This window comes from Hyphomicrobium sp. D-2 (assembly GCF_029872155.1).
In the GTDB taxonomy this organism is placed as follows: domain Bacteria; phylum Pseudomonadota; class Alphaproteobacteria; order Rhizobiales; family Hyphomicrobiaceae; genus Hyphomicrobium_A.
In genome coordinates, this window is sequence record NZ_JARXLA010000003.1 from 284,500 (window position 1) to 302,863 (window position 18,364).

General features: G+C 61.0%; 18 protein-coding genes. 7 read left to right on the forward strand and 11 right to left on the reverse strand.

What is annotated here, in order from left to right; genetic code table 11:
* Positions 1-34: 34 nt before the first annotated feature.
* The 5 genes from QEZ49_RS07220 to QEZ49_RS07240 all read right to left on the reverse strand — a co-directional run bounded on the left by QEZ49_RS07220 (position 35) and on the right by QEZ49_RS07240 (position 5,576).
* Positions 35-484 (reverse strand): flavodoxin domain-containing protein, encoded by a 450-nt coding sequence (locus QEZ49_RS07220; protein WP_280385520.1) that lies wholly within the window; start codon positions 482-484, stop codon positions 35-37.
* Between the two features lie 246 nt (positions 485-730).
* Positions 731-1,876, reverse strand: a complete 1,146-nt coding sequence (nspC, locus tag QEZ49_RS07225; RefSeq protein WP_280385522.1) for a carboxynorspermidine decarboxylase — start codon at positions 1,874-1,876, stop codon at positions 731-733.
* A 96-nt stretch (positions 1,877-1,972) separates the two neighbouring features.
* The gene (locus QEZ49_RS07230) at positions 1,973-3,391 is read right to left on the reverse strand and encodes a hypothetical protein (RefSeq protein ID WP_280385524.1); all 1,419 of its coding nucleotides are present in this window, start codon (positions 3,389-3,391) and stop codon (positions 1,973-1,975) included.
* 168 nt (positions 3,392-3,559) lie between these two features.
* Entirely contained in the window at positions 3,560-4,777 is a 1,218-nt protein-coding gene (locus QEZ49_RS07235; protein ID WP_173954646.1) for a saccharopine dehydrogenase family protein, read from the reverse strand.
* Between the two features lie 331 nt (positions 4,778-5,108).
* Entirely contained in the window at positions 5,109-5,576 is a 468-nt protein-coding gene (locus QEZ49_RS07240) for an NUDIX domain-containing protein (RefSeq protein ID WP_280385526.1), read from the reverse strand.
* Positions 5,577-5,761: 185 nt separating this feature from the next.
* Between QEZ49_RS07240 and QEZ49_RS07245 the strand changes: the two genes are divergently transcribed.
* The 5 genes from QEZ49_RS07245 to QEZ49_RS07265 all read left to right on the forward strand — a co-directional run bounded on the left by QEZ49_RS07245 (position 5,762) and on the right by QEZ49_RS07265 (position 10,863).
* A complete protein-coding gene (locus tag QEZ49_RS07245; protein WP_280385528.1) occupies positions 5,762-6,745 on the forward strand; it encodes a metallophosphoesterase in 984 nt (327 codons plus the stop codon).
* A 270-nt stretch (positions 6,746-7,015) separates the two neighbouring features.
* Positions 7,016-8,152 carry a patatin-like phospholipase family protein gene (locus tag QEZ49_RS07250; RefSeq protein ID WP_280385530.1) on the forward strand — a complete coding sequence of 379 codons (1,137 nt, stop codon included), beginning with the start codon at positions 7,016-7,018 and terminating at the stop codon, positions 8,150-8,152.
* A gap of 65 nt (positions 8,153-8,217) precedes the next feature.
* Positions 8,218-9,078 carry a molybdate ABC transporter substrate-binding protein gene (gene modA, locus QEZ49_RS07255; protein ID WP_280385532.1) on the forward strand — a complete coding sequence of 287 codons (861 nt, stop codon included), beginning with the start codon at positions 8,218-8,220 and terminating at the stop codon, positions 9,076-9,078.
* A 29-nt stretch (positions 9,079-9,107) separates the two neighbouring features.
* Entirely contained in the window at positions 9,108-9,785 is a 678-nt protein-coding gene (gene modB / locus QEZ49_RS07260) for a molybdate ABC transporter permease subunit (protein ID WP_280385534.1), read from the forward strand.
* Positions 9,772-10,863 (forward strand): ABC transporter ATP-binding protein, encoded by a 1,092-nt coding sequence (locus QEZ49_RS07265; RefSeq protein ID WP_280385536.1) that lies wholly within the window; start codon positions 9,772-9,774, stop codon positions 10,861-10,863. The genes modB and QEZ49_RS07265 overlap by 14 nt, the downstream gene beginning before the upstream one ends.
* Positions 10,864-10,888: 25 nt before the next feature.
* On the opposite strand, the gene QEZ49_RS07270 is transcribed toward QEZ49_RS07265, so the two are convergent.
* Positions 10,889-11,890 (reverse strand): alpha/beta fold hydrolase, encoded by a 1,002-nt coding sequence (locus QEZ49_RS07270; RefSeq protein ID WP_280385538.1) that lies wholly within the window; start codon positions 11,888-11,890, stop codon positions 10,889-10,891.
* Between the two features lie 80 nt (positions 11,891-11,970).
* Complete coding sequence (locus QEZ49_RS07275) at positions 11,971-12,747, reverse strand: helix-turn-helix transcriptional regulator (RefSeq protein WP_068460364.1); 777 nt, start codon at positions 12,745-12,747, stop codon at positions 11,971-11,973.
* A 217-nt stretch (positions 12,748-12,964) separates the two neighbouring features.
* Between QEZ49_RS07275 and QEZ49_RS07280 the strand changes: the two genes are divergently transcribed.
* Complete coding sequence (locus QEZ49_RS07280; RefSeq protein ID WP_280385539.1) at positions 12,965-13,153, forward strand: hypothetical protein; 189 nt, start codon at positions 12,965-12,967, stop codon at positions 13,151-13,153.
* Between the two features lie 127 nt (positions 13,154-13,280).
* Here QEZ49_RS07280 and QEZ49_RS07285 read toward each other — a convergent pair whose 3' ends face one another.
* Together QEZ49_RS07285 and QEZ49_RS07290 are read right to left on the reverse strand one after the other, a co-directional pair.
* Positions 13,281-13,808: a septal ring lytic transglycosylase RlpA family protein gene (locus QEZ49_RS07285; RefSeq protein ID WP_280385541.1), complete on the reverse strand. Its 528-nt coding sequence runs from the start codon at positions 13,806-13,808 to the stop codon at positions 13,281-13,283.
* A gap of 176 nt (positions 13,809-13,984) precedes the next feature.
* Entirely contained in the window at positions 13,985-14,716 is a 732-nt protein-coding gene (locus QEZ49_RS07290) for a septal ring lytic transglycosylase RlpA family protein (protein ID WP_280385543.1), read from the reverse strand.
* Between the two features lie 496 nt (positions 14,717-15,212).
* On the opposite strand from QEZ49_RS07290, the gene chrA reads away from it, so the two are divergent.
* Positions 15,213-16,547 (forward strand): chromate efflux transporter, encoded by a 1,335-nt coding sequence (gene chrA / locus QEZ49_RS07295; RefSeq protein WP_280385545.1) that lies wholly within the window; start codon positions 15,213-15,215, stop codon positions 16,545-16,547.
* A 43-nt stretch (positions 16,548-16,590) separates the two neighbouring features.
* Here chrA and QEZ49_RS07300 read toward each other — a convergent pair whose 3' ends face one another.
* Together QEZ49_RS07300 and QEZ49_RS07305 are read right to left on the reverse strand one after the other, a co-directional pair.
* Positions 16,591-17,562: a magnesium transporter CorA family protein gene (locus QEZ49_RS07300; protein ID WP_280385547.1), complete on the reverse strand. Its 972-nt coding sequence runs from the start codon at positions 17,560-17,562 to the stop codon at positions 16,591-16,593.
* 188 nt (positions 17,563-17,750) lie between these two features.
* Positions 17,751-18,005, reverse strand: coding sequence for a hypothetical protein (locus tag QEZ49_RS07305; RefSeq protein ID WP_280385550.1), 255 nt, complete (start codon positions 18,003-18,005; stop codon positions 17,751-17,753).
* Between the last annotated feature and the right edge of the window lie 359 nt (positions 18,006-18,364).

An 18,364-nucleotide genomic window follows, 5' to 3' on the forward strand; every position in this document is an offset into this window, starting at 1 on the left:
GTCGTGAACGTCGCTGCGTAGCCGTTCAACGCTTTCAGGCGGCTGCCTTGACCAGAATATCCTTCAGCCACGGCAGCGCGGCATCCTGCGGGAAGTCCTCCGACGAAGCGTCGTGAATGCCGCGCTCGCCAATCTGCTGCGCATTGCAGGCCAGCATTCCAGTCAACAGCGTCTGCGATCCGTTAGCGAACGTCGGCCCGAATGAGCGGTCGCCAAGACCGAAAATAGCAAAGCGCACCGAGCTGAGATCCGGCTTCTCGCGCTCCAGCGTATCCAGGAACGGCTGCGCATTGTCGGGCAATTGCCCGCTACCGTAAGTGGCGCTCACCAGAATATAGAGCGTATCGGCATCAAACTCGCCGGGCTCGACTTCATCCAGCGACGAGATCTGGCAGTCGTGGGCATCGCCCAGATCGTCCTTGAGACTGTCGCAGAGCATCTCGGCCGTACCGCTGACCGTGCCGTAGAGAAAATGAATATTCATGGCTTTATTCGGCTATTCTGGTGAGGCTTGGATGGAACGCACGGCGGCGTGTTGTCGGGCAGATTGCCCGCTGCCGTGCAGGTGAGGGGTTAATCCGGTGCCCGGATCAATATCCCAAGCGACAAAATTCAACAATACGGCAGGGGGCAGCCCCGGCGGTCACATTAGCGCGACATCGCTTTTCTTATGAATCGCGATGCCGCTTTAGCTTTTCAATGAGACCTGCCACTGCCGGATTGACGAAAGTCAGCTGCCGAGCTGCTGGCGGTAGTCCTCATAGCCGAACGAGCGCACGACGCGATATGTGCCGTCCTCGTCGAGGATGGCGAGGTCCGGCCGAGGCGTACCATTGAAGGTCGTGTTCTTCACGAATGAATACTGCATCATGTCGGTGAAGACGATGCGGCTGCCCACCTGTAATGGCTCGGGGAACGAGTATTCGCCGATCACGTCGCCGGTCATGCAGGTCTTGCCGCCCAGCACATAGTCATGCGCGTACTCACCGGGCTTGCCGGCGCCGATGATGTCGGGCGTGTACGGCACTTCCAGCACGTCGGGCATGTGGCAGCTCGCCGATGTGTCGAGGATGGCGAGGTTCTTCTCGTTCCAGTGCAGGCCGATGACGGTGGCAACGAGATAGCCGGTGTTGACTACGATGCCGCCGCCAGGCTCAAGGAACACCTCGACGTTGAACTGCTCGCGGAACGCCTTGACGGCGGCGATCAGCTTGTCGAGGTCATAGCCCGGCTTGTTGATGAAATGCCCGCCGCCGAAGTTCACCGCCTTCACCTTGCGGATGTAGGGCGCGAACTCACGCGCGATGTGCTCGATCAATCCGACCGAACCATCGGCTAGGCTTTCGCACAGCGTGTGGGCGTGGAAGATGTCGATCTCGTCCCACGGCAGCTTGTCGATGTCGGCGCGGGTGGTGCCGAAGCGAGAGCACGGCGCGCACGGATCATACAGCGCACCGCCCAGCGTCGCGTTGGAATAGCCGGGGTTGATGCGCACGCCGATCTTTGCACCCGCCGCCTTGGCGATGGGACCGAACTGCGCGATCTGCTCGGGCGAATTGAAATAGATGTGATGGGCGTGCGCAATCAGGCGCTCGACCTCACCCGGGGCGTAGGCCGGCGCATAGACGTGTACGTCCTTGCCGAAGTCCTCAAAGCCCATGCGGGCTTCATATTCGCCGCTGGCCGTTGAGCCATCGAACGCGTCGCGCATCAGCGGGAAGGCGTCGGGCATCGCCCACGCCTTGGTGGCGAGCAGCACCCTGGCGCCGGATTCCCGCTTCAGCCGCACAACCGTTTCAAGGTTGCGCTTCAGCGCCGCGACGTCGAGCACATAGGCGGGCGTGGCCATCGAGGTGGGCAGGTTGGGCGTCGTCATTGGCAGTCCTTGCAGCGTTCACCCGGTCGTCGGGTGCCCGTATATGGCATTGCGGAAGGTTGGTTGAAAGTGGCGGAAGTTGCGGCGGTTGCGCCGTTAGCGCACTCTGCCGGGGTTGCCTGTTCCCTGAAATCGGCTGATGTGGTCGCAGACGGTTTTGATAACCCGTTCGTCGCGCATGTAGGCGTTGTGATAGAGCGCATCGCTCAGGTGTTTCCACATCGTGTCGGGATCAGCGAGGCCCCCTTCGACCGCGTCCGTGGCGAGCACTGAAGCGTACAGTTTGCGCGCGGCGACAAAGATCGCGTCGTCGTCAATGCCACCCAGGTTGATGGCTTCGATCCGCGCCTCATTGAGTTCCTTCACGTAGGGTGGAAACTGGCTGACGCCCTTGAGCGCAAAGGCGGCATCGCCACCATACGCCGCGCCGACGACACCTCCGTGAATGGCGGCGGTCAGGGTTTTCGCCCATGCCCACGCGCCGCCGAGACGAGCGATCAGCCAGACTGCGCCGTAGATCGCGAGGTAAACAATCGGCACGAGCAGCAGGAATGTCAGGTCAGCCGCTGCGCCGAGGCCGAAGTTGCCGGCCTTCACCTTTTCGAACACCGGAGTGAAAAAGTAGCTGGCGGTTGCAGTGAAGAACGCGAGCGTGCCGACAACCCCGGCAAGCCGCGCGAACGCCGTGAGTGAGCGCCTGGCAGCGGCAACGGTGACGTATTGCGGCGAGATCGCCGCCGCGGTTTCCAAGAGCCGCATCGCTTCATCGCGCGGGCTGTGGATCACCAGCCATTGCCCGGGTTTGATGCCCCGGGCGCACCGATAGCGCGCGCGCCGACGCCACAGCAGGGTGCGCAGACCGCGCTGCGCGCTCCAGATGGACAGCAACAGCAGGCCGCCGAAGAAAACGATGGTCTCGAACCATTTGGTGCCGCCGCCGCCAAGGATCGTAATCAGATACCAGAGCATGATCGGCGCGATGATGATGCCCATCGCGGCCTGAAACAGCGCGATCAGCCACGGCACCGTTTTGAGTTTGCGGGTGAAGAACGGCGTGCCGAACGTCACAACACCGCCACGCAGCGCGGAGGGCGGCAGCAGGGCGAGGGCTTCAGCGGTGACGTTGCCGCCGTGGCTGTGGGCGATGATGGAATAGGACGTGCCGGATTTTTCCAGCTTGCGCAGCGTCTTCGCCAGCTCGGCGGCGGCGCGCAGGCGGTCGAAATCGGAGTTCTGCCCACTCCAGTGCACCGGCAGGACTTCAATGTTGGTGAGGCCGCATCGGGTCAACGCGGCGGCGATCTGGGTTGCAAACGGCGAACCCGTCTGCCACCAGCGCTCGCCGTTATCGTCCGGGTGCTGGCTGTTGGTGCCGTGTACGGTGACAATGACGTGACGCGGTGAAGTGTCTGAGGCCGGGTTGGGCTGCGTGGCGATCGCGCCGTCGGCATTGGGATGCCCGGTACCATTGGAGAGCGATGGCACAGTTTCCAGCGGCGCGGCCTCGACGGTCATGGTCTCCCCCGGTTGTCTACCCGCTGTGTCTGGCCCGCTGTTCAGGCGCCGCCTACCATACACTCGGCGGCGTCTAGACTATGACGTGCAAAAGGGCGGCTTGCGCCACCCTTTCGCTGAAGTCGTTGAGGTTCACTTGGCGCTGGAGGAGATGCGCGGGAACCCCGATTAGGTCTCGACTGCGAACAGCTCGGCCTGCTCGTCCGTCTCCAGTTCACGCACGTGCCACGGCAGGCCCTGCTTGCCGATCTCGTCCATGAACGGCTTCGGCGGAAGCTGCTCGACGTTGTAAACGCCGCCCGGCTTCTTCCATGAGCCGTCGAACAGCATCATCGCGCCGACGACCGGCGGCACGCCCGTGGTGTACGACACCGCCTGCGCGCCGGTTTCCTTGAACGCATGCTCATGGTGGCAGACGTTATAGATCATGGCGCGCTTGGGCTTGCCGTCCTTGGTGCCGGTGAAGATGCAACCGATGGACGTGCGGCCGGTGTAGCCCTCGCCAAGCGACGACGGCGGCGGCAGCAGCTCCTTCAGGAACTCCATCGGGATCACCGGGTTGCCCTTGTACATAACCGGGTCGATACGCGTCATGCCCACATTCTGCAGCACTTCCAGGTGCTTGATGTAGTTGTCGGAGAAGGTCATCCAGAAGCGGATCTGCTTCAGGCCCTTGATGTTCTCGACGAGGCTCTCTTCTTCCTCGTGATAGATCAGGTAGCTCTTGCGCGGGCCGACTTCCGGGTAATCGATCATGGCCGAGATCGACAGCGGATCGATGTCGATCCACTCGCCGTTCTTCCAGTATTTGCCGCGCTGCGTCACCTCGCGGAGATTGATCTCCGGATTAAAGTTGGTGGCAAACGCCTTGCCGTGGCTGCCATCGTTGCAGTCGATGATGTCGATCGTCTCGATGGTGTCGAACAGGAATTCCTGCGCGTAGGCGCAATAGATGTTCGACTGGCCGGGGTCGAAGCCGCAGCCGAGGATCGCCATGATGCCTTTGTCGGCAAAACGGTCCTGGTACTTCCACTGCCAGGAGTATTCGAACTTGGCGACGTCGCGCGGCTCGTAGTTGGCCGTGTCCATGTAATGCACGCCCGCTTCCAGGCACGCGTCCATGATCGGCAGGTCCTGATAGGGCAGGGCCATGTTGATGACGAGATCGGGCTTGACGCGGTTGATCAGCGCCACCGTCTCGGCAACGTTGTCGGCGTCAACCTGGCTGATCTCGATAGGCGTCACACAGCGCTTGGCCACCGCTTCGCAGCTCGCCAGGCGGCGCGAGGCCAGATGGATGCGCTTGAACACGTCACGGTTCATCGCGCACTTCTGCGCGGTGACAGAGCCAGCGGCACCGGCGCCAATGATGAGGACACCTTCCAAATCGCATCTCCTGAAGCAAAGGATGAACGTCTCGAACGTCTATAACCCGCCGATGACTGGATGCGAGCGGGACAGTGCAATTAGTGCAGACGTTGCCAGAGCACAATAGCCGGTAACGTCCGATGTTTTGTGACAGTTTCAATGCTTCTGCCGGGAGGCGGGGAGACCGCCAACCGACTTGGCTAACCCACGGCAGAAGCGTAGGAAAATCTGGCCGACCACGGGGCAGGCTAGCCTATCGTGCCGGGGAGGCGCCAAAGCTCAGCTTAATCGCCGTGTTGGTATTTGATTTTTCGGGGGAGGCAGCTTCGGGGCAAATCCCGATATTGGCTCACCAGTGGGCAGACCGGGGCGCGCCGGCGAAGATCTCAGCCAGGCGGCGCGCGGTGCCATCGGAGATGTCGGCGGGCAGATCGTCCGGCGCAAACAGGCCATGCTCGGCGATTTCGTGGTTGGGGTCGGGAATACGATCTCGGCGCCAGTTCCGCACGATGTACAGCGCGACATGATCGTTGGGAAACACCGCGGCGTTTGAATATATGCCGAACAGCTCCGGCTCGGCGGTGATTTCCGCGCCGGTTTCTTCGCGCAGTTCCCGTGTCAGAGCAGTGGCGATTGTCTCGCCGTGCTCGACGCCGCCACCAGGAAAGCGCCAGCCCTGAACGTACGTGTGGCGGATCAGAACGACGCGGCCCTGCGGATCGATCAGCACGCCTTGAGCGCCAAGGGTCATCCCTCGGGTCAGCCGCCAATAGCGCTGCAGCAGTTTCTTGAGCACGTACTTTGCGGCACCGTTCAAACGGCGATCTCCTTAGGAGCGGGTTTCCGACCGGTTATTTATGTATCGCGTGTTAAAAACCGACCAACAGCATGCTAACCGGTGCTTCGCCACGATGCCATGGATGCCAGATGCGTTTTGGCTGCCATAAATGCCAGCCGCCACCGTCGCGACTGCGGGACCGAACTTTCAAGGACCAACAACGAATGGATGATGCAATCACATTAGCCCACCTGTCCGATGCGCATATTGCGCCGGTTCCGGCTATTGGTTTGCGGCATCTCAATCTCAAACGCGGCCTGGGCTACCTGAACTGGCGGCGCAATCGTCAGGGAACGCATCGGCGCGATGCTCTGGATGCCATCGTTGCGGACATGCAGGCACAGAACCCCGATCACATTACCATCACCGGCGATCTGATAAATCTCGGGCTGCCGGGGGAATACGCTGCCGCCCATGGCTGGCTGCAATCTGTCGGGACGCCGGAGCAGGTGACGCTGGTTCCCGGCAACCACGACATCTACACGACATTGCGCAATGACGCTGGTGTTGCGCGCTGGGCCGACTACATGGCGCCGGACGCCTGGGGCAGCGCCTTCGCGCCGGACGTTGCGCAATGCGATCGCGTCACTCACCGGATATCGGGCGAGGGCGCGCCACCGCTACTGTTTCCGTTCGTGCGGCGCGTCGGTCCCGTGGCGTTGATTGGCCTGAACTCAGCGGTTGAAACACCACCGTTCGTTGCTGCCGGTGAGCTTGGTGGCCGTCAGCGCGAGGCGCTTGAAACTCTTCTGCCGAAGCTTGGCGCTGAAGGATTGATCCGTGTTGTGTTGATCCATCATCCGCCGCTGTCCCAGCTCGCGCCGACGCGCAGAGGGCTGCGGGATGCGCCGGAGCTGTCGCGGATACTCGCACGTCACGGCGCTGAGCTTGTGCTGCATGGTCATAATCATGTCGACAGCGAGGTTCTGTTGCCGAGTTTCGAACCGGAACTGGGCGGTGTGCCTGTGCTGGGCGTGGGTTCGTCATCAATGGCACGTGCGCACAAAAATGAGCCGCCGGGCCGTTACAACCTTTTGCGCATCGGACGCGATGAAGGCGGACGCGCGCGCATCGCGTATACGACGCGCGGTCTGAATGATGGCGGCCGTGTCGTTCCGATTGCTCATCGGGAGATTGCGTCCGGTTAGGCGCGCACACGCGCGCGTCAGGCAGGCCGCAATGGCCTGCGTGCGCAGTTGTCGCACGCGTCAATTTCGCAGTGAAGATGGTCGCAGATTGCACAATGACTGCGCAAATGCGCTGCGAAGATGCCACCGCACACTAACTGTATTGCGCTACGGCCACGCATACATGGCCAGCTACGTTCAAACATGCGTTCTCAGTTTAATGCCGGTCGTGACACTATATAGGGCTAGAGATTAGCGCTGAGTTTTGTGTGCACGAATGGATGGGCAAGGGTGACAGAAGTGCGGCGGCTATTCCGGCGGAACGTTCGGCTGAACCTTGCCTTGCAGGGTGGCGGTGCGCATGGCGCGTTCACCTGGGGCGTGCTCGACCGGCTTCTGGAAGATGACGAGCTCGAAATAAGCTGGGTGAGTGCGACGAGCGCTGGCGCCGTCAATGCGGTTGCAACTGCTGCCGGGTTGGCGGACGGGGGCAAGGCTGCCGCGCGCGCAAAGCTGCGCGAGATATGGGAAGCGGTGCAGCAGGCGGGCGTGCCAGACCTGATGCGCCTCAACCCATTTCTCTATGGTCTGACACGCGCGCCCCAACTCGCGCAGATGGCGAGTATGTGGTCGCCGTATGAGTTCAATCCGCTGGGTTTCGATCCGCTGCGCCGTCTGCTGTCGGAGCGCATCAATTTCGAACTGCTGCGCAAGCAATCGCCCATTGAGCTTCTCATTGCTGCAACGGAAGTTTCTTCTGGGCGCGCGCGTCTGTTCCGCCGCCAGGAAATGAGTGTCGATGTGGTGCTGGCCTCGGCGTGTCTGCCGATGGTGCATCATGCGGTTGAGATCGATGGCGTCGCCTATTGGGATGGCGGTTTCTCGGCCAATCCCGATTTGAAGACACTGGCGATCGACAGTCCGGTGGAAGACACGCTGATCGTGCAGCTCAATGCCACGGATCGTCTGGATCTGCCGACGGGGATGCGCGATATCTCGCTGCATGCCTATCGGCTGGCGTTCGATGCGCCGCTGATCCGCGAAGTGGAGTTGATCGAGGCCGTGCGCGAATGTTGGCACGGACGTCTGGGCGGTCCGCGTGGCCGGCTCAGCAAACTGGCAACGCATCGTTTTCATTTGATTGATGCAGGCCAGTACACCAGCGCGCTAAGCCCCGAAAGCACCATGAAGCCGGATCGGGAGATGCTTTCCCATCTGTTCGAGGCAGGAAAAACCGAGGCCGACCGGTGGCTTCAGACCAATCGCAACAGCATTGGTCGGCGGTCCAGCGTCGATCTGAAAGAGCATTTTCTGAACCCGAACGGTCGTTCGGAAAACGGTGTCTTCGCGAATGGAGGCAGCGCGGACGAACGGCCATCCGTTAACGCGAACGGTAAAGCTGCACGCGATATTCCTGAAGGAATATAACGCTCGACGGGTATGCTCCAGTTTCACTATCATGCCGCCGACGTAGGCATTGGAGCCCGATCAAGATGAGCGTTTTTGAATCGAATCCGGCATTGAATTTCTGTGGCGCCCTGCTGCGTCCCGCGCTGGCGTCGCTGCTCGCATTCGTGAGCGTTTCGACAGCAGCTATTGCGCGCGATGACAAAGCCGCTTCATCGCCAAGTGCCGAAACCCAGCAGCAGGTGGTGCCTACGGTCGCTGCGGCAGCCAGTCTGCGTTATGCGCTGGAAGAGATCGCAGCACGATACACAAAGGCCACAGGCAAGCATGTCAAATTGACATTTGGCGCCACCGGCAACCTCGTGCACCAGATCGAGGCGGGGGCTCCTTTCCAGGTGCTGTTCGCCGCCGATGACAAGAGTGTCAAAAAACTCGCTGCAGCTGGCAACACGGATGGCGAGCCGGTCGTGTTTGCGCGGGGCGAGTTGAGCGTTGCGGCGACGAAGGCTTCACCGGTCGCGATCGACAGCGAGTTGAAGGGGCTGCGTGAGGCACTGGCCGCCGGTAAGGTGAAAAGCATCGCCATCGCCAATCCGGAAACAGCGCCCTATGGCCGTGCCGGTCGCGAGGCGCTTGAGGCTGCCGGCCTGTTGAAGGAGGCCGATCCGCTGATTGTTACCGGTGAGAACATCGGCCAGACAGCGACGTTCGTTTCCACTGGCGCGGCAGACGTCGGCTTCATCGCCCGTTCGCTGGCGGTGTCGAAGGAGCTTGCCCCGCTGATCAATTCAGCGTCGGTAAACCCGGATTGGTATAAGCCAATCAATCACGGTATGGCGGTTGTGAAGGGCGCTTCGCCCGACGCAAAGGCTTTCGCCGACTTCGTTCGCGGACCCGAGGGGCGCGAAGTTCTGGAGGCGAATGGCTTCGGCGTGCCCAAGTCATAACGTGACGTAACGCGCGCAAGAGACCCGCGATGGATTGGCAAGCCTTCAGTTTGACGCTGCAACTGGCGGCATGGACGGTGCTGTTTCTGTTGCCGTGCGCCATGCTGATCGCGCGGGCGCTCGCCTGGAGGCGAGTGCCGATGAAAAGCGGCATCGAGGCGCTCATCATGTTGCCGCTGGTGCTGCCGCCGACGGTGCTGGGTTTCTATCTGCTGGTGGCGTTCTCGCCGCAGTCGGCAATCGGCGGCACGATCAAATCGATTTTCGGCAGCGCGCCGGTATTCTCGTTCACCGGGATTCTCATCGCATCGCTGATTGTCAATTTGCCGTTCGCCGTGCAGCCGATCCAGCGCGCGTTTGAAAGCATCCCGCGTAATGTGCGCGAAGCCGCGTTCGTCAGCGGGCTGTCACCATGGCAGACGATGCGCCGTATTGAACTGCCGCTGGCATGGCCGGGCATCGTTTCGGCCATTGCGCTTACATTTGCCCATACGCTCGGCGAGTTCGGCGTGATCCTGCTCATCGGCGGCAGTATTCCGGGAGAAACCCGTGTGCTGTCGATTGCGATTTATGATCGCGTGCAGGCGTTCGATATCGCGGGCGCGGGCGTCATGTCGGCGGCGCTGCTGGGCTTTTCATTGTTGTCGATTGCAATCGTGCACACACTTGCGCGTCGCAGGGGAACGGGTGCGCATGGTTTCCAGTGACGACGGTGCTGCGGCGCTATCTATCGAGTGTCGGCAGGATGCACCGATCCCGCTGGATGTATCGATTTCCACGCGAGCAGGAGAATTGCTGGCGCTGATCGGACCATCGGGCAGCGGCAAGACCACCGTGCTGCGCTCGGTTGCTGGATTGTACAAACCGCGGCACGGCCGCATCCGCGTTGGCGGCGAAAGCTGGCTCGATACCGACAATAAAATCGATATGAGCCCGCAGCAGCGTCGTGTCGGATTGGTGTTCCAGGATTACGCACTGTTTCCGCATCTGTCGGCGGTGGACAATGTGGCGCTCGCTATGCTCGACACCGATAAGGTGACGCGCCAACGGCGTGCGGAGGAACTGCTCGCCCGTGTGCATCTCAACGGGCTTGCTCACCGCAGGCCGTCGCAACTGTCTGGTGGCGAGCGCCAGCGCGTCGCACTTGCCCGGGCTTTGGCGCGCGACCCCAAGGTGCTGCTGCTCGATGAGCCATTTTCGGCCGTCGACCGTATGACGCGGGAGCCGTTGAAACAGGAACTCGCCAGTCTGCACCGCGCGCTCGATATTCCCATCGTTCTGGTTACGCATGACATTGAGGAAGCGCAAGCGCTGGCAGATCGCATTTGCGTTCTGAACAAAGGCAACGTGATGCAGATTGGCGCGCCGGATGATCTGCGCTTGCGTCCGCGCACGGTTGGCGTCGCCCGGTTAATGGGCCAGGACAACATAGCCACAGCCGAAGTGTTGGATGCAACACACATCCGCTGCGGTAGCCATGTTTTGAAGGTCAGATTGGTTGACGGTCACACGGCTGGCGAGAAAGTCACGGTGTTGTTTCCCGTCGACTGCATTTCCGTCATTGATGCAGACGCAGAACATGCATCGCTTGCAAACAGCCTGCGCGGGCACATCGTCGAAATTTTTGCATCCGGCGATTTCAAGACATTGCTGATGGATTTTGACGGCGTTGCTTTGCGATTGAAGGTAACGGCGCGGGAAGCGGCGCAGCGCCATCTGGCTGTCGATGCCAAGATTACCGTCACGCTAGATCCTGAAGGCATTCATCTGATGCGCGTCGAATAATCCCTGTTCAACTGCAGCGGAGTGCTCAGTGCGGTTTATATCGCGCGATGAAATCCGCGATGGCCGCGCCAACTTCGGACGCAATGGGCAAGCCGGGATCGCCATAGCTTGCCATGTTAGCTGCTTTATCATCAGCCGGCACGCGCTTCAGTACGTGATTGACGTTGTCGAGCAGCACCAGCTGCGCTGCGGCGTTCGCCCCCTTCAATCGTTCGGCATCTTGGACGTCGGTTTGCAGATCGGCGCGGCCCTGCACGATCAGGACCGGCTTCCGATAGTTAGCGATCAGCGCGGCGGGATCGCGCGTCAGCGCATCAATCAAAAATCCCTGCACAGCAGGGTGGAACAGCGACAGCAGGGCGGGATCGAGCTTGGCAGCGTCAACGCGTCGGCCAGCTTCTAGCTGCGAGATCGCATCCAATGCCTGCGGCAGAAGTGGCGCGTTGGCCGGATTGGCCTTGAGCTGAGCGCGTAGCACATCGCCCAACTTCCTGCCTGGTGCTGAAACCAGCATCAGCCCGCAAATATCGCTATCAGATACTTTTGCAGTGGCGTCATACGAGGCGAGTGCGACCAAGCCGCCTTCGCTGTGCCCCAGCACCCAGACGCACGGCGCGCCCGTGTGCGCGATGATGCTTTGCACCCATGTACGCACGTCATCGGCATAGTCGCCTATGGTGACGGCGTTGGGATCGCTGATCGCCTGCGCACTGCCGAACATGCCACGCTTGTCGATACGCACCGATGCGATACCGCGCGCAGCCAGATCTTCCGCCAGCAAACGATACGGCGCTGCCTTGACGCCAAGTGGATTGTTGCCATCCCGATCCGTTGGCCCGGAGCCGGGTACGATGAGCACAACGGGTGCTAACGCGCGTGCGTCCGCCGCGAGCGACGCAGCCGGTGGCGGAATTACAAGCGTGCCCTGAAGTGGTCCATTCGGGCCAGGCGCTTCCATGCTTTCGCTTTTAAATTGCGGGGCGCTCGACGCCGGTGCTTGCGCCGATGCATTTTGCGTCATCGTCATCAACACCATCGCTCCTATCGCGATCACAATCGTGCGCAGAGCAGTCGGGCGGAACCAGCGGCGGATATGCATGCCCGCGCTCACGTCATCAGCCGCGCGTAGCCCTCGGAAATGGTCTCGTCCAGCATCTTGCGATATTCTTCGTAGAACGGACTTTCGGGTGTGATGTTGCCAAGGTCGCTGTCGAAGTTTTCGCGCTTGGCATAGACGATCGGCGTCGCCACCGGCACCAGCAGCGCACCCTGCTTGTGAATGGTGGTGATGATGCCGCGCATTTCGCCGAAGCGGTCCACCTGCGAAACGACGATCATGCGCATCGCGCCCTTGGTGAGCGACACCAGGTGGATGAACATCGACGACGACGGGATATAAAGCCGGCCGCGATGGGAGTAGGGCGCGTCGGGGCGGTCGGTTTCCTGGAACAGCAGGCTGGGCCAATCCGGATCCCAAACGATGTCGGTGCGATATGCGATGATGAGATCCGGGCGCGAAAAGGCGCTGCGCAACGTCAGGTAGCTGCCGATGTAGTGGTCCACCGCGGCGCGCGTATAGGCGCCCATGTACAGCGGCGCGACCACGCCGCCGCCTTCGCCCAGCAACTCGGGTGGCGTATTGGGAGAATTGCCGCCACCGTTCCAAGCGTGCTTGAGTTGGTCGAAATCCAACCCCAGCACCATGCACACATCGAACAGCGTCTGATCGCGCACCGAGCGGCCGCCCAGCAGGTTCTGGATCGTCTTTTCATGGCAGTCGGATGCGTCGGCAAGTTCAGCCTGCGTCAGCTTTTTTTCGATCATGGCGGTTTTGATCTGATTGATCGCCCCGTCACGCGCCGACCTTGAAACTGAAGCCTTCATGGCTGCCACTGCCCCTGACTAGACGCCATCGCGAACGCAACTTTCCGGAATTTACCGGTAATTGTCCCTGGTGGGCAAACGGAACCATGCGTCAAAAGCGTTTCCTGATTGTTGGGGGTTGGTCGCCTCGTCTTTCCAGCGGGGTGGGGGCACAGTCACTGCGATTTTGATAGCGCTTCGCAGGGGTGAAGCGCCGGGTGGATAGGGAGTTCGCGCCATGAAGGCCCCGAATGAATTTTTCAGCGATCACAATGCCATTGCCAGCCCGTTCGCATCGATATTCGTTGCGCTGGGCGGTGCGGTTGTGGTGGCGGGCGCCATGCTCGTCGTCGGTTTTAGCGACGATCTCAGGCTTGCAAGCTACGTTCCCGACTTTGCAGTGCTGCAGAGCATGATCATCGGTTGATCCAACTGCGGGACCTGCACTGCGGAGCAACGCGTCGACGCTGCTCCGGACTCTCCCATAGAAAAAGGCGGCTACCCGGCGATGGGCGCCGCGCTTTTCTGTGAAAGCCGATGGGCTTTAAAAACGCTTAGCCGCCGTGCCGTTCGAGGCGCTCGATCACCACTGGCACAAGGCCGTCGCGGCGCATGCCGAGCACGTTGGCGGCTCCGGTCGAGACGTCGATGATGCGGCCGGGCGTATTCGGGCCACGGTCATTGATGGTGACGATGACCGACTTGCCGTTGCGCTTGTTGGTGACACGCACCTTGGTGCCGAACGGGTATGTCATATGCGCGGCGGTCATCTTGTTGGGGTCGAAGCGCTGGCCGGACGCCGTGCGCGGGCGGCGCTTGCCATAGCCGTAGTATGAGGCGATGCCCTGCCGGCGTGCGATGACGCGCGGAGCAGGTTCGGCGTCGGCTGCACCTGCGTTTGCGGCGGCAGACGCTGCGCCCTTGGAGTCAGCTTCAGACTTCGCTTTGGCGCCGATGTTGGGCGGTGAAAGAGGGGCCGATTTTTTGCTGGCCTCAGCGCTGTTGTCGGCGGCGATTGCAGCCGCAGTACCCAACAGGGCGAAACCGGCGGCGCTCAGCGCGGCAATCATGATGGTCCGCATGCGATTACTCCTCTGTGCGGGTCGTTTGCAGCGACGACGTTCTGAGATTCATTCGCGTCGGCGGCGCAAGCAATAAAGGCCGCTTCACGTTGATGCCAATGCGAAGCGGCCATTGGTGATCGGGTTATGTGTGTCGCCATTCAAACAAATGCGGCGACACACAGCCGGTCAGCGGATCAGCGCGTGAGGCGCTCGACCACAACCGGAGCAACGCCCGAAGCGCGCATGCCGATGACACCGGCAGCAGCGTTAGACAGGTCGATGATGCGGCCCTTGATGAACGGACCGCGGTCATTGATCGTCACGACGACGGACTTGCCGTTGCGCTTGTTGGTGACGCGCACCTTGGTGCCGAATGGCAGCGAGCGGTGTGCGGCCGTCATGGCGTTGGGGTTGAAGCGCACGCCCGATGCAGTCATCTGCGGCTGCCAATAATAGGAAGCCATACCTGCCTGGCTGCCGACTACGCGGTGCGTAGACTTGGTCGTGTCAACCTTTGCGGTGTTTGCCTTTGTGGTGTCGGGCTTCGCGTCAGCCTTCGGCTTGACGCCGATGTTCGGCGGCGACAACGGATGCTGCTTTGTCTTGGCCTGCTGCTGCGGCTTCTTCACGGTTGCAGACTTGGCCTTGGCGGTCTCGTTCGAAGCGGCGACCTTGCGCTCGGGCTTGGCGACATTCGCGGCCTGCTGCTTTGCGCTGTTGCTCTTGGAGTGCTGGCGCGACGCGTGCTTCTTATGCTTGGCGGTGCGCTTATGGGCCTTCTGGCCAGAGAATTTGGAGACGGTGGCTTCGCCGCAAGCAAAGGCCGGGCTCATGCAGGACCACGGCACGTTAGCGGCGGCTGCAGGCGTCAGTGCGGTCAGGCCAAAGCCAACAACCGTCAGCGCGGAAAGAACAAACGTCCGCATTCGATACTCCCTCAAAGGGCGGCAGTACTCGAGACGATGCGCAACAATGCGAAACCGCATGTCCAGCACTCGCGAGATACGCGAAATGCCTGGGCGCATGATGTCGACGCGCGCTTCACCAGCGCTGCCGCCGCGTCCGGAGCCGAACACCAGAACCTGTTCGCGCCGCCATAGACGTTATTGGGGATTGCCCCCGTTCTGGCGCGCGGAATGGGCCACCTCTAATTGTGGCGGTCAATGCATCAATTTACGATGCGTTTACGTAACAATTGAAGAAGTGACGCAAGAGTAATGGGTTAGGGATCGCGTTCATCTGTTGGTCCGCGACCGCACGCCGCACTGAGGTGCGGCTGCAGCGCGTAAACCCAACATCGGCGCACGGTATCAGTGTTATGCTCCGCACCGTATTTGTCACGCGATGGAGCAAGTGCTTCGGACGCGATGCGTATGCGCAGCGTTGCCGGGCAGCGGTAACGGAAAAGGCTTGAGGCGCCCGATGAAGATATCCAGTGGCGGCTCAGACGGCATGCAACCGCTGATAAGTGACGGCCCAGCACCCAATCATATCGCGATGCGAGATCTTGCCATGACGTTCGGCAAGGTCGGCGTGCTGTCGTTCGGCGGGCCGGCGGCGCAGATCGCGCTGATGCATCAGGTGCTGGTGGAGCAGCGGCGCTGGCTGGATGAGCGACGCTTTCTGGGTGCGCTGAGTTTCTGCATGTTGCTGCCGGGGCCTGAGGCCATGCAGCTTGCAACCTATGCCGGCTGGCGTCTGCGCGGTGTGGCGGGCGGATTGATCGCCGGGCTTTTGTTTGTGCTTCCCGGCGCGGCTCTCGTGCTGGCTTTAGCCGTTCTCTACGGATTTTACAGCACCGCCCCGGCCATCGCGACGCTGTTCGCCGGGTTGAAAGCTGCGGTGCTGGCCATCGTGCTGCAAGCGCTGATCCGCATCGCACAGCGCGCGATGGAAGGGACGATGGATTGGCTCGCCGCCATTGCGGGCTTCGTCGCCATCTACTTTTTCGATCTGCCGTTTCCACTCGTCATCGTGTTGGCCGGCCTTGCGGGCTTTCTGTTTCGTCCGGTGTCATCGCACAATCCTGTCAGCGAACGGCCCGCGCCGGTTGCGTTGAGTTCCACCCTGAAAACGCTTGCTGTCTGGTTGGCGGTGTGGATCGCGCCACTGCTGGTTGTCGTTGCGATCTTTGGCGGCAGCCACGTGCTGGCACAGCTTGCGCTGTTCTTCTCGCGGCTTGCTGTGGTGACATTCGGTGGCGCCTACGCCGTGCTTGCCTACATGGCACAGGAAGCGGTGAGCGGTTACGGCTGGCTGAGCGCGGGTGAAATGCTCGATGGCCTGGCGCTGGCAGAAACAACCAACGGCCCGCTGATCCTCGTCACGGAGTTTGTCGGCTACATCGCTGCGTTCAAGCAGGGCGGTGTGTGGCTGGGCGTCCTGGGTGCCACGGTGGCGCTGTGGGCGACATTTGCGCCGTGCTTTCTGTGGATCTTTGTCGGCGCGCCATACATCGACATTCTCACGCATTCGCCACGCCTGTCGGCCGCGCTGCGGACAATTACGGCGGCCGTTGTTGGTGTCATCGCAAACCTGTCGGTCTGGTTCGCCATGCATGTTCTGTTCAAGACGATCGACGAGCGGCATGTGGGGCCGCTGCGCCTTTATGTTCCGGACATCGCAACTGTCGACTGGCTTGCGCTCGCGCTGACAGTGCTCGGCCTTGCTAGTGTCTTCGTGCTGCGGCTTGGCATCGTTGCCACGCTATCGCTGTGCGCTGCGGCTTCATTTGTCTGGTTGCAACTGATCGCGTGATGTTTCCGCGTTGCGCGAGCGCATCGCTGCGCCGTTTGCAACGCTAGATCCAGCCCTTGCGCCGGAAATAGATGATGGGGCCAAGCGCGGCCAGCACCATCAGGCCCAACGCCCAGGGGTAGCCATAGGTCCATTCCAGCTCCGGCATGTGCTTGAAGTTCATGCCATAGACCGATGCGACCAACGTCGGCGGCAGCAGGATCACGGCCATCACCGAGAACAGCTTGATGATCTGGTTCTGCTCGTTCGAGATCATGCCCAGCGTCGCATCGAGAATGAACGAAATGCGCTGGGACAGAAACTTGGTGTGATCGAGCAGCGAGTTGATGTCGCGCAACGCGGCTTTGATGCGCTGGCGGATGCGAGGATCATCGCCACGATCCTGTGCCGCCTGGGTGAAATAAAGCAGCAGGCGACTTAGCGATGAAGCGCTGTCCTCGGCGCGGGCAGTGATATCGCCGGCCTTGCCGATGCGCTTGAGCACAACATCCAGTCGGCGGTTGCGGGTCTGCATGCCACCGCGCAGATCGAACACGGATTGCGCAAGCCGCTCCACTTCATCCTGAATGCGCTCGATCAGATCGGCCATGCGATGAATGATGGCGTCGATCAGACCGGTCATGATCGAAGAACCGTTGCCACATGGAGCGTCGCCCTTTTCCACGCGCTGGCGATAGATCGGAAACGCGCGCGGTTCAGCATAGCGCACGGTAACGAGACGGTCGCCCGACAGAATAAACGTCACCGGCGTTGTCTTCGGCATCGGTGATTCAACAGCGTAGACGATCGAAGCGGTCATGAAGTAAGCGCCGCGCTCAAAATAGAAGCGGTTTGACGGCTCAATCTCGCGCATCTCGGCGCGCGAAGGGATGTCGACGCCAAGTGCTTCTTCGGCGAAGCGATCTTCATCCGATGTCGGCTGCAGCAGATCGATCCAGACACTGTTGCCACTGAGCGGTGTGCCCGGCTCCAGCGTTGAAAGGTTTTTGCCGTCGGTGTCGTAGATCGTCATCATGTCAATCAGCGCTCCAGCGCAAGCCGACGCGTTTCAAAAGGCATCGTTGATTTTTGCAAGCTTCGTACGCCGCCGCAGCAGAGGAAGCAACCGGTGGAGGCCGCGCGGCTGTCCGTGAGATGGTGTCAGGATTTCAGCGTCATCAGCCGATTGTGCGTGTTTGACGTTGGCTTGGAACGGATCGGTGTTCAGCCAACCAGCTTCGGGTCTTCGCGATCGTGGGCGTGGCCGATGGCATTCAGAAGGCGCCGATCGAGATGGCTCGCATCCAAGATCACCTTGTCGTCGTGCACGCTTCGAATGGCCGAGTTGGGGACACTGAACTCGCCACCGTTCTCGACGTAAATCACGATGTGGCCATCAGCAATGGCGCGGACAGCTCCGATGCCTTCACGGCCTTCGGCAAGAAACGCCATGAAGCCGATTTCGATTGGCTCGTTCATGCTTTCTCCTCGGGGCGTGCGTTCGCCCATACACAATCGTGCGGCCTCATTCCGGTGACGCGGTGGCGCCATTTCCGGTGCGAAATCCGGCTTCCGATACCGTTATCCGATCATCGGCACAGGAATGATCATGCGCCGCAGCCCTTAAGCGTGCGTTGCCGAGTACGCAGATGCAAGCCGGGCGTTTGGGTCAGGAATCGCGACGCTAATGCCAAAATGTGACAGATATTTAGGTGGTGACGGGAGCGGCGGCGGGGCGCGCCACACAGAAAATGGCCCGGGGCCATTAGGCACCCGGGCCATGAAACAGATAGCGGTGAAACATAGCCCAAGGGCTCGGTCGCAAAGGCGACCGAAGC

Excerpts from the sequence above, each read along its gene's own strand:
- QEZ49_RS07305 (WP_280385550.1), bottom strand. The coding sequence starts at position 18,005 with ATGAACGAGCCAATCGAAATCGGCTTCATGGCGTTTCTTGCCGAAGGC.
- chrA (WP_280385545.1), top strand. The coding sequence starts at position 15,213 with ATGAAGATATCCAGTGGCGGCTCAGACGGCATGCAACCGCTGATAAGT.
- QEZ49_RS07290 (WP_280385543.1), bottom strand. The coding sequence starts at position 14,716 with ATGCGGACGTTTGTTCTTTCCGCGCTGACGGTTGTTGGCTTTGGCCTG.
- QEZ49_RS07275 (WP_068460364.1), bottom strand. The coding sequence starts at position 12,747 with ATGAAGGCTTCAGTTTCAAGGTCGGCGCGTGACGGGGCGATCAATCAG.
- QEZ49_RS07230 (WP_280385524.1), bottom strand. The coding sequence starts at position 3,391 with ATGACCGTCGAGGCCGCGCCGCTGGAAACTGTGCCATCGCTCTCCAAT.
- QEZ49_RS07220 (WP_280385520.1), bottom strand. The coding sequence starts at position 484 with ATGAATATTCATTTTCTCTACGGCACGGTCAGCGGTACGGCCGAGATG.
- modB (WP_280385534.1), top strand. The coding sequence starts at position 9,108 with ATGGATTGGCAAGCCTTCAGTTTGACGCTGCAACTGGCGGCATGGACG.
- QEZ49_RS07300 (WP_280385547.1), bottom strand. The coding sequence starts at position 17,562 with ATGATGACGATCTACGACACCGACGGCAAAAACCTTTCAACGCTGGAG.
- QEZ49_RS07280 (WP_280385539.1), top strand. The coding sequence starts at position 12,965 with ATGAAGGCCCCGAATGAATTTTTCAGCGATCACAATGCCATTGCCAGC.
- QEZ49_RS07285 (WP_280385541.1), bottom strand. The coding sequence starts at position 13,808 with ATGCGGACCATCATGATTGCCGCGCTGAGCGCCGCCGGTTTCGCCCTG.
- QEZ49_RS07245 (WP_280385528.1), top strand. The coding sequence starts at position 5,762 with ATGGATGATGCAATCACATTAGCCCACCTGTCCGATGCGCATATTGCG.
- QEZ49_RS07265 (WP_280385536.1), top strand. The coding sequence starts at position 9,772 with ATGGTTTCCAGTGACGACGGTGCTGCGGCGCTATCTATCGAGTGTCGG.
- QEZ49_RS07270 (WP_280385538.1), bottom strand. The coding sequence starts at position 11,890 with ATGACGATGACGCAAAATGCATCGGCGCAAGCACCGGCGTCGAGCGCC.
- modA (WP_280385532.1), top strand. The coding sequence starts at position 8,218 with ATGAGCGTTTTTGAATCGAATCCGGCATTGAATTTCTGTGGCGCCCTG.
- nspC (WP_280385522.1), bottom strand. The coding sequence starts at position 1,876 with ATGACGACGCCCAACCTGCCCACCTCGATGGCCACGCCCGCCTATGTG.